The following is a 14,395-nucleotide window of genomic DNA, read 5'->3' on the forward strand; positions in this document are numbered from 1 at the left end:
CTTAATCCGTTTTGAAATCTATAGATTTCGTGTTTTAGGCCGGTCTCCTGGCTTGCCTTCATCCTTGGTTGTTTCTGCCTTCCCAGTTTTATTGAAACCAGTGGCGTTTTAAACAACTTCGTCAGACTTACAGTAGCGGGGGCTGCGTTAGATTCTCACTAACTTCCCGTTTCACTCTTTGGGTATCAAAACCCGCCGAGCACCTATAACGCGGCGAACGATACTGCCTGTTATAAATATGTCTACCCATAGCATTTGACACCCCCTAATAATTCAACCACGCTGCCCACATCAAAAGATTAAAGGAAATCACAAATACTTAAGAAGGTAATACAAGAATGAATGAACAAGTATAAAGTCTTACCCAATAATGTGAAAATTAACTAACGAGTGTAAATCATGAGTCAAGATTTGAAAGCCATAATAAAAAATTACAAAGAAGATCAGGAAACTGTTTATAACAGTTGGTTTGTAAATAATGATGAGAGATTAAAAGCATTTCGTTCGATTCGAAGAGGTGTTTTTGAAGTCATACAAGACATTAAAACGGGGAACTTTGGCAATGACTTTAAAGGCTCATCTTTAGAGTTTGTACTGAATTGTATTACGGAACAAAAACAGGTTTTCAAAGGTGCATCACACCCATTTTACTGGAAACCAAAATTGCGAATTCCTGATATATACGAAAATGAAGAAAATAAACTTGCTTTTGGTCAGTTTTTAGAGAAATGTATAAATGCAACAAAAGAGGAACAAATCCTCAAAGAAATCATTCTATTAGATAAAAAGAAGATAAAAGGGCTTGGACCAGCGGTTGCAAGTATCCTTTATTTCTTACACCCTACAATAATACCACCATGTAATACTGCTATCGTAAATGGATTTAATGCATTATTTAAAGATAAAGTAAAGCTTGGTTCATGGACTGAATACTTGAGAATGAGAGAGGTTATTCTTGAGAAGAATAATGAACTGAAATCTGAACTATCGAATGATTTAGGTGCATTCGCGGGTCTTTTGTTCGATGTGGGGGAAAAGAAATTATTAATAAGTGACGACCATATATCAGAAGAAGAACGCCTGAAAATCGAAAAGAAACTTAAGAAAAGACACAACGAAGTAACAAGTGCAATGGATGAGGAAGACCTCCACACAGAAATGCAGTATCACATAATGACTATAGGTGGTTCAATAGGTTATGATGTTATTGCTGCATCAAATGACCGTTCTAAATGCCACAATGGAGAGAGCCTATCATTTATTAGTCTTGATAAATTCCCTGCATTAGAAGTAGATAGGGATACATATAAAACCATTACACTCATTGATGCTGTGTGGTTTGAAAAAGGTACAAATAAAGTTGCTTGCGCATTTGAAGTAGAAAAAAGTACATCTATTTATTCAGGAATATTAAGGCTTACTGACCTTCACTTCTCTTTCAAAGACAATCCACCAACTTTATACCTCATTATTCCAGATAATAGGGAAAAAGAAGTGCTTTTCCAGTTACAACGACCATCTATTAAAAATAGTGCAATTGAAATATATTACATATTGTTTTCAGAGTTGAGAAATAATTGCGATGCAATTTGTAGATTTGGTGAAAATAAAGAAATTTTGAAAAAAATATCGAAATCTGCATGTTAAAAAGGAAACTGTAAGTGACTGTAAATTAGTTTGTGTATCTGCTTATATTCCCCAAGGAGATAAGCTGATTGTTAATCAGCGTGCAAAAATGACCCCTTTGAGGGTAAAAACAGCGTCCATTGTGACCCCTCTATATAGGCTTCAGGAAATTCATTTTCTGGAGGAAAAAAGAGGAGTGATTACAGTGGAAACGAAGGCAAGAATAAGGCGTGATTATTACGTTCATAAGAAGAGCATTAAACAGATCGTTCGAGAGCTCTGGTTGCATGTCAGTTGCACGGAAAGAGGAATATATGGCAAGTATTTCCAAACATAAGGATAAGTGGGGAGTAATTGTCCACCGTAAACATATTTATAAATCTAAGGTATTTACTACCCGTGGTTACGCCCAAACATGGGCACGAAAAATAGAACAAGAGATAGACGCGGGAATTTATATTGATCGTCACCTTGCTGATAACATGACACTTTCAGCAGCACTGGACTATTATGTAGAAACAGTGTCACCGACAAAGAAGGGTGGGGTTCTGAATCAAAAAAAGGAACGGTCATGCGTTAAACAAATTAAAAGGTTTAGCCTGGTCAAATTACCACTCTCACATGTGAAGTCTTCGGACATAGCTAAGTTTCGTGATGGAAGAGCCGAAGAGGTTGGTGCGAATAGTGTTAGGCTAGCATTAGCGCTTATCAGTCATCTGTTTACTGTGGCCAAACAAGAGTGGGGGATGGATTACTTGGTAAACCCCTGTATGGGTATCAAAAAGCCAAGGGTGAGTCATACCGCAAGAGAAAGGCGGCTTGAAGATGATGAAGAAGTAAGGCTGCTTAGAGCTGCTGAGGAATATGGTGGAGATATACCACTAGTGATTGTGTTGGCTATTGAAACGGCAATGCGGCGTGGTGAAATTGCAGGGATAAAGAAAGGTGATGTGAACTTGAATGCTGGCACGGTATTTCTGCCTGATACAAAAAATAACACATCGCGTTATGTATATTTATCAACGAAAGCAAAAATGGTACTTGCGGATTTGATGAAAGATAAAAACAAAGAAGATTTCATTTTAAACATGACAAGTGAAGGCATTGGAAAAGCATTTAGGCGGGTATGTCGGCGTTGTAAGTCTATGAGTGGAGAACACGCTCCAATTGTAAATTTACACTTTCATGATTTAAGGCATGAAGCGACCAGCCGATTGTTTGAGAAATCATTATCAACTGAAGAGGTTATGAGTATGACTGGCCATAAAACATACCAATGTTTACTTCGATATACGCATTTAAGACCAACGAATTTACATCATAAACTTGGTTGAGATTTATGGCTGAGTTTAATCATTATAGGCTAAGTTTTCGCGCACCGTTGTGCCAAATGTGAAAGCATTCAAAATATCGTTATTGTTGCTGGCTGCTGTGAACAAGTCGATATTCAAATGGGCAATTTGGCCCAGTGCAAGTCCAACCACTGCAATGCCATTGGCTAGTGTGTCAGTATATTCATAGTGGTGATGCCCATGGATAATCAACCGTACACCAAGTTTTTCGGCTAGGTCGTCTAGGGCTTGTTGACCATGGCGATGGCTACTTGGTGCTTCATGTAGCACTAAAATATCTGCGCTAAGTTGAGATAAGTGCTCATAATCTTCTGGCCAAATGGTTGAATGATGTTTGCGTTTTGCTGAGGGGAAGCTTTGTGCAAAACGTTTGTGCTGATGTTCTTTTTCCCAAGCCTCTTTTGAAGCATAACGTTTTTCTTGTGAAGGGTTCCAAACCTTGGCGCGGAAGACTCCGCCAAGTCCAGCAATGGTTGTTTGATGGTTTTTTAAAGTACGGGCATGAAGATTCCTAGATGCCCATGGCGATTTAAAAAGGTTGTTAAACCATACATCGTTATCGGTATCATGGTTACCATGAATCCAATACAGTGCAGTTAGATGTTTCACCTCATCAAAGACTTGGTCAATGGGTTGCTCAATACAAATGTCTCCTAGCAAAATGGTTGCTGAGGCTGGTTTCTGTTGAATGTCTGTTAAAATATGTTCGATGAGCCCGTGCGGGTCTCCCACAAAAGTAAAGTGGGTCAAGTGATATCTCCTGTTTTCCTATGAAAAAGATAGCTGGTATATATATTATAAGAACAGGCATTTGCCTGCAAAAAACGTGTTTCTTTTTTACAGTGAAGGGATCAGGGTATTAAGAAACCAATAAGTGAGGAAATAGCGCAGTTTATGATTTGGCTTGTTTGCATGCGGCTATTCTCCTTTGGCGGTTGAATTTCAAAGTGTGAATGTTGAACAAGTTTTGCTGTAGCGTCAATGATGAGTGGTACATAAAGTTCATTTTTTCATTGAATTGACTAAAGGTTATTCGACAAGAAATTGTTTCTATTTAATAGGTGACATGATTTGCTAACCTGTTATAATATAAAAGAAACGACTGGCAGGTTTACTTGTGGGGAAAATTAAAGAAATTCGAGCTGAACAATTGGTTCTCAGATATTTGAGAGCGTATGGAATAACAATAAACGACTTTGATGACATAGGTTTTGTAGAGTTCATGAATGAGCATGTGGCTCCTGGTGTTGTGCCATCAACTTGGGCGGCATATCGGAGTTCGGTGAAAGATTATATATCCGACCAAGCGTATCAGATGTTAAAAGCCTCTCAAGCGGGGAAACGGCAAGGCAGGAAAAGAAAAACGTCATCCACGCGTGCCAAAAGTTTACCTGACGCGGATTTTTTGAAGATTGTTTATTTTGTTAAACAAAAAAGTAAAAAAACAGGAGCTATCGGGAAGCTTACGGTTAGTGCGTTATATGTTTCATTACTTACTGGCATGAGACCTCACGAGTGGAATTATGCCAAGTTTGAAGGTCACTATTTAATTATTGAAAATAAAAAGTTGAATCAATGTACAGAGAAAGTGTGGGCAGCTCGCTATTTGGATATGTCACACCTAGAGCAAAAAGATATAGATATGATTCAAGATTTTTTAACATATATCCAGACCAGAACCCATGAATTTGATAAGTTAAGGAAATCTTTGACTGCTTGGTTGAGTCAAGCTAACAAGAAGCTTTTTCCCCGGAGAAAACGTTATATTACGCTCTTATCTGCAAGACACCAGTTCATCGCAGATTTAAAGGCAAGTCAACGCTATTCGCCCATGGAGATTGCATATTTGGTTGGTCATGCTAGCGATTGGCGTGCATTTGAAAGTTATGGACGAAGGTCTTCTGGAGATGGTTCAGTGGGTTTGCCGAGCATTCCCCATGAGCAAAGGTTAGAAGTTGCCAAGGTTGCTCAGCATTTTGAAACGAAAACCCAAAAGATGGAGCTTAAAAATACAAGCCCCTCTATCGGTTTGTCATGACTTATTGATGGAATGTTTAAGGTTCATTGTGATTGAAGTATATCATCAAGTTGCTCTTGCAAGCTTTGCCACTGTTGTATGAGTTGCTTTCGCTCTTGTTGTAGTGATTGTAAGTCGCTGGGGGCTACTTTTTGTTCGGGTTGAATATATAATGGTATATTGAGTTTGAACTGGTTGTGTTTTATTTCTTCAAAACTAACAAGGGTAGCTTGTTGAGAAACTGTTTGGCGATTTATATATAATTCACAGATACGATTGATATGTTTTTTGCCCAGTTTGTTTTGATATTTATCTGCGATATAATCTTTGCTGGCATCTATCCATAACACATTTGTATCAGGTCGTTGTTGTTTAAAGATTAGTAATACCAATGGTGCAGACATAAAAGGTATCATTTTTTCGGGTAAAGCTATGACGGCATCCAACAGGTTGTCTTCAATGAGTTTCTGTCTGATGGAAGCCTCCATGGCTGAGCGAAATAATACGCCATGTTGTGCTAATACTGCCATGCGACCATTTTCAGGGCACATGGATGAAACCATATGTGAGATATAGGCGTAGTCTAAGCGTGAGGGGGGCATTCCCCATTTAAAGCGTTGAAAATCATCATTAATAGCCATGTTTTTTACTAACCTTCCCAAAGGGGGGACACCAATGACAACATCAAACTTTTGCAGTTGATTTTCTTGATGTAGTGGTTGCAGTAGGCAGTCACTGTGTTTAATGCCAAGAGGGTTTTGCCTATATAACATAAGGGTGAGTTGGCTGGTAACCCATCGCTTAAGTAAGGCTTCTTGCCCAAAGACCTCGACTTTTGCAAGTTTTCCACAAGCCGTAAGTAGGCTACCCGCCCCGCAGGTTGGGTCATAAATTGATTCGTTTGCCTGTGGTTGCATCAGTCTTGCTATTAAACTTGCGATACTAGGTGGGGTATATATTTCTTCTTGATGGTCTATCTTACTGTCTTCTCTAAGCAGGTGATCAATGGCATCCCTAAACCCATCTGATTTATTCAAGGCTTTAATATTTAGAAGCACAGAGGGGAGAGCATGATCATTATTTTCAATTGCATAGTTTTGAAATGATGTGGCTTGGCATACATTAGCCCAGTCTTTATCATTTCTTAAGCTTAATGCAACTGTGTCTAACTGCTCAGCATTGTACTGGGTAAAGTATTCAGGGTCTTGTTCACAGCATAAACAAAGTAATAATATATGATTGATAGAAGGGTATTGTTGCAATATGGATGTGCAAAGTGTTTGTGTATTGGTTGATGTGTTTATACTTGTAGTCATAGGTTGTCCTTAGCGTCATCGAGGAAGTGTCGTGCAATCGCATCTTTGTACACTTCATGTTGGGCGGTCATCGTTTGCAACACCTTTTTTTGTTCTAGCCAAAGCTTATAGGCTGTTAGGACTTGCTTTTGTTTGTCCATATGGGGCAGTTTTATTTCCAAGTTTTCGAGTACAGGTTTACGAATGCCTATTGTCCTAGAGCCTTCTGCTTCAGTGTGAAAATATTGTTGCGCTGTGAGTTGGTTGATTTGCCAAGCCAAGAAACCTGAGATAATTTTATTTGTATCGTGAGGACGAATTAAGAATAGGTGTGGTGATATAATAGTGTCTTCACTGCATTGCTGAACATCTGCGGCATAGTTGTGTTTCCCTCTTGCTTTGAAAAGCACATCGTTATTCTGTAAATATTTGGTTTTACCTTGTCGCTTTTCACGATTGGTGAACTGCATACGAATGACACCGTTCCAATCCAGCTCACCATCATCTGAAATATCCTTCATTTGCACGATTTTGACATCCCCGTGTTCATTTGGGGAGATTTTGTTACGAATGGGCTCACCCGTATAAACGGTGGCAATATCTATTAACTTCACTGTTTTCATCATCGAATTGTCTCACACTATTGCCAATAATGCAATTATTCTTGACTGCCGCGGAGGTGGTTAATACACTATCGCCAATAGTGCATGATAAATAAGTTTGAAAAAGAGGTGTCAGTCATGGGTACAATATTATTTACAGGCTCAAACATAGGAAAAAGAAATCGAACACATGTTGAAGAATACCAAGCGATATACCATGTGAAACTAAGGTGTTTATTGGGTGATCAAGCTAAAGTTGGGCGCGGCCGTAATGTAAAGAAACATTTGCTTGGCGGAAAACTCAATGAGATGGCCGAATGTGATTCTCTGGACAACCTTATGCATTGCGTTGTTCCGAAACAAGGGTGCAGGAATGTTGAGTTTGCGGCTTTGGGTGAGTTTGATCTACGCACGATTGTTTTATGTGAAGACCAGATGGCTTCCAATACAAGGTCAACGCAAAGAAAACCAAAATGTTTTGAGGTTTTGGTGACGACATTTATTGATGGTGACTGTTTAGATACAGTAAGAAAACACAAAATCAAGTTTGTGGTATATATACATACTGGTGATCATGTTTTGGAGAGTGTTCAAGACGGCGTGGCATACTTGGGTATACCACTGCAAGCTGAGGTCGTATGGGATTTTAGTAAGAAAGTTCGAAAAGCTGAGTCATACTTTAAGGCGATAAAATACAGCTCTGTTGAGCGACAACGCATTTTACTTTTTGATTATGATGATGCGTATGTTTCTTCAATTGTTGCTGGGGCAGATATAGTCAAGAATGATGAGTCATTAGACTTCCAATTGTTTGACCCTGATGCACTAGAACATAAAATAAAAAGCAGTCCAAAGGAGGCCACAGAACTCAGGCGTTTACAAAAGAAAATGCCTGAAGGAAAAATGAAGACATGTCCGTTGCCTAAAAAATATGATGCGATATTAAATGAGCTGTTGGGTAAATATCCAAATTTTGAAAATGTTGTGGAATTAGTTCGCCGTGAATTTCGATTGGAAAATCTTAGACCCAAACCTATGGTTTCTTTTGGGACTCCGATTTTAATTGATGGGCCTCCAGGTATAGGAAAAAGTGCATTCTTAATGGAGTTAAGCGGCCTTCTCGGTACATATTTCTATAATGTTGCATGTGCAAGTGCATCCAATGGTTTTGATATGAAGGGTTTAAGTTCAGGGTTTGGCTCAGGAAAGGTAGGCCATGTTTACAAAACCTTAGCCAATGGTCATGTGTCAAACCCAATCATTTTATTGGACGAAGTGGAAAAGGCTACGACAAGCAGTAGTACGGGAAGCAGTCTTCAAACCGTACTCTACGAGTTATTAGAGCCCAATAACGCAAAGGTATTTGAAGACGAGTATCTTGGGCTTACTTTGGACACCAGTCGAATGAACTGGGTTGCGACTAGTAACCATGCTGAGGAGCTTCCTGCCCCCATTCTTGATCGTTTTCAGGTGGTGAGCGCAAGAATGCCAACGCAGAAAGAGCTTAGAAAGATAATACAAAGCATGTTTCGTGCTTATGTTAAACAACAAGGCTTTGTTGAGGGTAAGGTGAGTTCGGATTTGACGGAGCATGTGATCTCGGCGCTTACCGAAAATAATTCCTCAATTCGGGGTGTAGGTGTGCGTTTGAAAGCAGCATTAGGAAGAGCTGTAGCCCGTACCCCACTTAATCAGCAGGTGGAGATTGGACTAGATGATTTGGAAGAGTTTAAATCAGAAGGTTTAACAGGCATGGGTTTTATCTTGAACTGACTGATTACGGCAACTTAGAAAAATGAAAAGGAAAGGTTGATGAATATACAAATATTATCAGATATACATTTAGATCATGCTCCACTGAATCAGGTGGATACTTGTGCCGATGTTGTCGTACTTGCAGGCGACATTGCAGAAGACATCAATGGTGTGCTTTGGGCAAAAGAGAACTTTGATGTTCCAGTTGTTTATGTAGCAGGTAACCATGAATATTATGGTGAGATTATTACTATGCCCGAGTGTATGAAGTCTATGAAAGAGGAGGCTAAAGGCTCGAATGTTGTGGTGTTGGATAATGATACAGTTGTCATTGATGGGGTGCGCTTTGTCGGAACTACCTTATGGAGTGACCTAGAAGATGTGCCTCATGCTTTGATCTCGGATGAAGATTATATTTTAGCAGATGTGGCTGATGACGGTCGTCCAATATGCTTCGATAAACCTTTTGCCCAACGTTTGTTTGAAAAAAATAATGCATGGTTAGAAAATGTCTTGGAAGAACCCTTTGCTGGAAAGACAGTTGTGGTCACACATCATGCCCCTTCATTGCAAAGTATCCATCCGCAATGGGCAAATAGCGAGTGGAACCCATGTTTTAGCAGTGATTTGGAAAGTTTGATGGGGTCGCATGTGCCGCTTTGGGTACATGGTCATACACATGATAGCTTTGATTACATTGTGCAGAATCAAACACGGGTTGTTTGCAACCCGAGAGGATACCCGCGTGTCTTTGGTGGGTGGGAGAATGAGTATTTTGATACAAACAAAGTAGTGAAAGTATAATATATAGATACGAGAGTTCGAGAGTGAAAGTTTATACAAAAATACTAGCTCAACTTCCTATCCCCAATGGTTTAGCTGAAGGTGATGTGCGCATTATGCTTGGGATTGGAGGCTATGGTGCGAACGGAAGCGATAAGGAATACTGAAATATATCAATAAGTAGGTGATGAATGGGAAATAATAAAGATACGGATGTGATCAATAAGTTAATCCATGGAAGTTATATAGAAAAATATAAGGCATCGAGTGTGCATTTGTTTTCAAAGAAAAATAGGGGTGTTTATTGGGGAACATCGTTGATGATGGTTGCTTTAACCTTTTCATTGTATGTACAAGGTTATGTGCTCGAAACATGGGCTATATTGATGTTGTTGTCTTTGTTATTACTTGTTTTTGCAATGCTTACCTTTAGACGCAGTCAAAATGTTGTAGAATTCTATTTGGATAAGCAAATGCCTAAGATAAGTTCAAAGAATGAGCAAGTGAGCAATGAAGGGTTCAAGTTATTTATGCAGATGTCCGATTTGCTTGATATGATGAAAATTGAGCGTCAGGTGGTATGGCATTCAACTGCACAAATATGGCTTATTTTTGTCATTCTCTTGATGTCATATCGTTGGTTGGATGCTGTTGTTTTAGTGTTTTTGTCACTCTATGTAGCCATAGCTTTGGTGAGTGCAATGTATGGTGCAATGGCAATGGTTCATTTGCAGAAGTGCTGCATTTATGCGTCAGAACATGGTTTTAATCGATAGAGCAATAAGCCAAATAAACCAAGACTAATCCATGAAAAATCAGGCAAGGCTGGGCTGGTGCAACTTACTTGATTACCTGCTGCGGCAATAGCAGTGCTATCTGCTGTAAGCTGAATAATTTGTTGTCCTGAGTTTACATACACATTACCCAAACTATCTGTCGCAATGGCAGTAGGGCTTGGTAAGTTGGTTGAAAGTGCAGAGCTTGCGGTGATTGCTGTTGTGTTAGCAATGCTGCTTCCTGTGCCTGCAATGGTTGTAATAATATGGTCTATGCCATTCATACGGCGAACCCTATGGTTGGCGGTGTCAGCAATCAGTAAGTTGCCTGCAGGGTCTAGCGCGATGTCTGTGGGTTGGTTAAGTTTGGCAAGGCTTGCCGAACCGTTATCGCCAATGAAACCTGCAGTACCAGTGCCAACAATAGTTTGAATACTACCACCGATGGTAAATCTGCGCACAGTGTGGTTTCCTAATTCTGACACATAAATAGCAGAGCCATCAATAGCAATGCCTGAAGGCAAGTTCAACTGCGCATCGACTGCTAAACCAGAATCGCCAGTGTAACCTGCAATCCCATTGCCAGCAATGATACTACTATTTCCATTGGGGCTGACCAATAACACTTGATTGGTTCCCATGTTGGCGACCACAATATCGCCTGCCAATGTGATGGCGATGCCTGCAGGTTGATTGAGTTGGTTGCTGACCAACTGGATATTACCCGTGATGACATCAATATAATAAAGGGAATTTGCTGCTGAATCAGTAAAATAAACATTACCCAAACTGTCCGTTGCAATACCTGAAGCTTGGTTGAAGATAGCAAGCTGGGAAGTACTTACCCAAGTTGTAAGGTTTTGATTTGTGGTCAACTGGTTAAGCGATGGTGTATCAGCGCTATAATATAGATTATTGCGCTCATCCACATGTAATGCTTGCACCACACCTGTGCTGGTGTGCCATGTATTGGCAAGGCTTGCAGCTTGCGCTTGTAATGTGAACATCCAAAAGAAAACAACCAAACCGAAAGTATAACGCATTATTTATGCCTCCATGAATATCAACTTGGGTGAATATGTTGTGGTGTAGCTATATTGAATGTGACAATCAGCACAAAGATAAAGTGTTTTCATGGCTTTTTTGCGCTATTGTAGGCTTTACACAATTTTTTGTGATTAAAAATGAGAGTAGGGTACATAAAAAGTTGGCATTTATTGGAAAAGTACACATTTTATCCAATAAGTACGTTTTTTATTTGCATTGCTGCAGTTTCTGCCTAAGTAAGTTTGATGGTGTTTTTCCTCCATCCATACCAAATACATCGGGATTTCCGAAAACAATAAAAGCATCTTTAGCACGAGATACTGCAACATTGAGCATGTTTGCTCCTCTATCATAAAACTTGCTTTTTCCTTTGTCACCTGTGCCATACACACTTGAAAATAATACAATACCACGCTCAGCGCCTTGTAAACTATGCACTGTACCCACAGTTAAACCACGTATGCCGTGCTGGTGTAATTTAGTCTGAATCACAAAAGCTTGTTTACTGAACGGAGTAATAATACCGAGGAAATCCATGAGTATGCTCTCATCACTACCACTAGCGTATTTGTCACTTTGTTCTTTTGCATAAGCAATGATTTCATCTTTATGTTGGGCAACCCATGCCGCAATCTGTTCTGCTTCACCATTGTTAATGCGGCTACCACCTTGCGCCTGAGAAGGGCTTGATGTTGCAATCATAGCAAGTGGCTTTTTCCACAATGCAGGGGTGATCGTGGGCTCACCACGCTTGGGCTCGAGTATGCCTTGATAAACCAAGTCGTTACAATAACTGATAATGCTGTCAAAGCATCTGCGGTGTTCTGTGAGATATAGCCCGCGTTGCAACGATTTGAATTGGTGAAATCTACATTACCGCTGTGCAATGCGCATAATGTTTCCAGAGCTTGCAAGTAGTCCACTTTCTAACCAAAAATCTTCATAGGTATGCTCTTGGGTTACAAGACCCAAGTGCTCTAGGTTGGCTTTATCGACACTGGATGAAACACTCCAAACAGGTTCGATTTGGTCGGTATCACCAACGACCAAAGCTTGTTTGGCAAGAGAAAAACTGGCAGCAGAGACTTCAGGTAAGGCTTGCCCTGCTTCATCAACAATAAGTAAGTCTATACTTGAAAAAAGTGGCGTGTCTTTCCAAACTCTATCTTGGTATTCACCCGGAGTGAACATATTAGGAAGCATATAGAAAGTAGATACAAAGCATGGGGTTAGCTTGGCATAGCGGTGAAGTTTACGCAGTGTTTTTTTGGGTGATTTTTTATCATCATCATTGTTTTGCACAAAAGTTTTTGTCTCAGCGAGCCAACGAGCTTCCCAATAATGAGAGGCAAGCTTGAAGCTTTGAAAGCGTAATTGGCAATCCAAAATTAGATTGACGAGGTCTTGTATTTTTTGCATTTTTTCAGGCAAGGCTTGGTTTGTTGATGCGTGCGTTTGTATCCATGTTTGAAGCTTGTTGATGTTTGTTTGGTGTTGTTTGAGTGCATGGTACATGGTTTGTAGCGTGGCTTGCGTTTGCTTGTATGCAGCACTTGTGTTGGCAATGTTTTGTTTGCACCACGTCTCAACATTAGCATCACTGGCGCAATCAAGGTGTATATCCCACTGCTGAATGAGTAAATCATTCTTGCGTTGTTCTGATTTTTGCACAAAGGGCAGCCATAGAAACAAGCGTGTTGTTAAGCTTCGTTGATTCCATTGCTGGAAACATTGCTCAAGCTTTTGTTTGGCTTGCTGGTATGCCTGCTGTTGTTGACGAAGTATGTTCTCTTGTTGCTTGATGTCTGCTTGTAGCTTGTTGATATCACCAAAGTTCGTTTCAATATTTTTGTAGGATACTCTGAAGTTTTCAAGATATTGAATACCTTGCTGTGTGGTTTCTACACATTGTTTTAGCATCTTGTGCAGTAGTACAGTTGCTTTTTTGATGTTTGAAACTTTGCTTTGATGCCATGTGGATATTTTATCCAGAAAATAAGGTTCAGCTTTTTGGGTATAGTTTTGCTCTTGCCAGTCTGCCATGCAGCCAGCACCATCGGGTGCGGCATACATATATGGTGTGTTTTTAGCTTTGCTTCCCGCACAGCAATATAAACCATAGCTTTTCACTTCAGGAAGCCAACGCCCTTGCAATGCCTCATCAATACCTGATTCATCCACATTCGCAAAACTGTCCAGTATATTGGTGACAGCCTGATTATTATTGGATGAGGCAACAATAAGCGGCGGCTCTTGTTGCTTTAAGGCTGCTTGTGTCCACATATTAGCGACAACAGAGCGAAGTAGCGTGGTTTTTCCTGTGCCGGGAGGTCCGTTGACGGCGAGCATATTTCCATCTTTTTGCGTTAGTAAATAATGCAAAGCATTGCGTTGCTTGGGTGCAAGAGGAAACTCGCCAGTCATTTGCCCGATATGTTGCAGAGCTTGACCAGCCTGATGTTCAATATCTTGATACGGTTGCAGTGATGGGGTCTTGTGATTGCAATAACGTTGATATAGTGGCGGGTGGTCTTTTGTTTCGCTAAGTATATCCAACACCTTTAAGATATTGGCACTTGCACCTTTGATGTCTGTGTCGCACTGCAGCAGCCCTTGTGGATGTAGCTTGTATGCAGAATGCAGAGGGCAATCAAATAGTGTAGCATCTTGGGCTGGTTTGGCTTGCACGATTTCATGCAACATTTGTGTGCAATATGTTTTGAGTTGGTCCCAAGTTTCAATGCCATGAAAAGGGTTTTGTTTGAAGAAATGTTCTACGATTGCCAACTCGGCAAAGGTTTCATTATTGCTTTGGCTTGGTGCAAGCCATATACGGGAGACTGTAAATCCAACTGTGTAAATATTTCAAACAGCTAGAATGCTGACAGGAGTATTTATAATGAAGAAGAAAGACAAATATGACCCAAAGTTGGTCGCCTTAGCCAGTGAGTTGGCGAAGCATATGAAGACTGAGTCTGACATATCGAGCCTTAGTCAGCTATTAACGAAACTCACGGTTGAAACAGCCCTTGGTGCAGAGATGGAAGAACATCTTGGTTATGGTCATCATGAGCGTAGCGATACAAATAACCATCGTAATGGTTATTCCCGCAAGCGTTTAATTGGTGATCATGGTGAAGTT

The 14,395-nt window shown here is 40.2% G+C and carries 13 protein-coding genes and 1 riboswitch; of the genes, 7 read left to right on the forward strand and 6 right to left on the reverse strand.

All coding sequences use genetic code 11. From position 1 onward, the window contains the following. Positions 1-20 precede the first annotated feature (20 nt). A riboswitch (cobalamin riboswitch) is annotated at positions 21-222 on the reverse strand. 177 nt (positions 223-399) lie between these two features. Beyond that, on the forward strand, positions 400-1,647 hold the full coding sequence (locus DM09_RS07130) for a hypothetical protein (RefSeq protein WP_038249107.1): 1,248 nt from the start codon (positions 400-402) through the stop codon (positions 1,645-1,647). Between the two features lie 209 nt (positions 1,648-1,856). After that, positions 1,857-2,960 carry a site-specific integrase gene (locus DM09_RS07140; protein ID WP_157753644.1) on the forward strand — a complete coding sequence of 368 codons (1,104 nt, stop codon included), beginning with the start codon at positions 1,857-1,859 and terminating at the stop codon, positions 2,958-2,960. 15 nt (positions 2,961-2,975) lie between these two features. On the opposite strand, the gene DM09_RS07145 is transcribed toward DM09_RS07140, so the two are convergent. Then, positions 2,976-3,728, reverse strand: a complete 753-nt coding sequence (locus DM09_RS07145; protein ID WP_051938274.1) for a metallophosphoesterase family protein — start codon at positions 3,726-3,728, stop codon at positions 2,976-2,978. Between the two features lie 367 nt (positions 3,729-4,095). Between DM09_RS07145 and DM09_RS07150 the strand changes: the two genes are divergently transcribed. Next, positions 4,096-5,016: a site-specific integrase gene (locus DM09_RS07150; protein WP_157753646.1), complete on the forward strand. Its 921-nt coding sequence runs from the start codon at positions 4,096-4,098 to the stop codon at positions 5,014-5,016. 23 nt (positions 5,017-5,039) lie between these two features. On the opposite strand, the gene DM09_RS07155 is transcribed toward DM09_RS07150, so the two are convergent. Both DM09_RS07155 and DM09_RS07160 read right to left on the reverse strand, forming a co-directional pair. Further along, positions 5,040-6,311, reverse strand: coding sequence for an N-6 DNA methylase (locus DM09_RS07155; RefSeq protein WP_051938275.1), 1,272 nt, complete (start codon positions 6,309-6,311; stop codon positions 5,040-5,042). Next, entirely contained in the window at positions 6,308-6,916 is a 609-nt protein-coding gene (locus DM09_RS07160) for a restriction endonuclease subunit S (RefSeq protein WP_038249116.1), read from the reverse strand. The genes DM09_RS07155 and DM09_RS07160 overlap by 4 nt, the downstream gene beginning before the upstream one ends. 213 nt (positions 6,917-7,129) lie before the next feature. Here DM09_RS07160 and DM09_RS11125 point away from each other — a divergent pair, with 213 nt between their 5' ends. The 3 genes from DM09_RS11125 to DM09_RS07175 all read left to right on the forward strand — a co-directional run bounded on the left by DM09_RS11125 (position 7,130) and on the right by DM09_RS07175 (position 10,206). After that, entirely contained in the window at positions 7,130-8,665 is a 1,536-nt protein-coding gene (locus DM09_RS11125; RefSeq protein WP_157753648.1) for an AAA family ATPase, read from the forward strand. 39 nt (positions 8,666-8,704) lie between these two features. Next, a complete protein-coding gene (locus tag DM09_RS07170; protein ID WP_038249119.1) occupies positions 8,705-9,451 on the forward strand; it encodes a metallophosphoesterase in 747 nt (248 codons plus the stop codon). A gap of 170 nt (positions 9,452-9,621) precedes the next feature. Further along, positions 9,622-10,206 (forward strand): hypothetical protein, encoded by a 585-nt coding sequence (locus DM09_RS07175; RefSeq protein WP_038249121.1) that lies wholly within the window; start codon positions 9,622-9,624, stop codon positions 10,204-10,206. On the opposite strand, the gene DM09_RS11130 is transcribed toward DM09_RS07175, so the two are convergent. The 3 genes from DM09_RS11130 to DM09_RS07190 form a co-directional block, all read right to left on the reverse strand. Further along, positions 10,176-11,249: an NHL domain-containing protein gene (locus DM09_RS11130; RefSeq protein WP_051938277.1), complete on the reverse strand. Its 1,074-nt coding sequence runs from the start codon at positions 11,247-11,249 to the stop codon at positions 10,176-10,178. The two genes, DM09_RS07175 and DM09_RS11130, sit on opposite strands and share 31 nt — an antisense overlap. A 211-nt stretch (positions 11,250-11,460) precedes the next feature. Then, complete coding sequence (locus DM09_RS07185; RefSeq protein WP_081881137.1) at positions 11,461-12,102, reverse strand: DEAD/DEAH box helicase; 642 nt, start codon at positions 12,100-12,102, stop codon at positions 11,461-11,463. A 24-nt stretch (positions 12,103-12,126) separates the two neighbouring features. Next, positions 12,127-14,040: an AAA domain-containing protein gene (locus tag DM09_RS07190; RefSeq protein WP_038249123.1), complete on the reverse strand. Its 1,914-nt coding sequence runs from the start codon at positions 14,038-14,040 to the stop codon at positions 12,127-12,129. A 112-nt stretch (positions 14,041-14,152) separates the two neighbouring features. On the opposite strand from DM09_RS07190, the gene DM09_RS07195 reads away from it, so the two are divergent. Continuing rightward, the coding region (locus DM09_RS07195) for a transposase (RefSeq protein ID WP_038247531.1) at positions 14,153-14,395 on the forward strand (243 nt) is incomplete at its 3' end.

The organism is Ghiorsea bivora, from assembly GCF_000744415.1.
GTDB lineage: Bacteria > Pseudomonadota > Zetaproteobacteria > Mariprofundales > Mariprofundaceae > Ghiorsea > Ghiorsea bivora.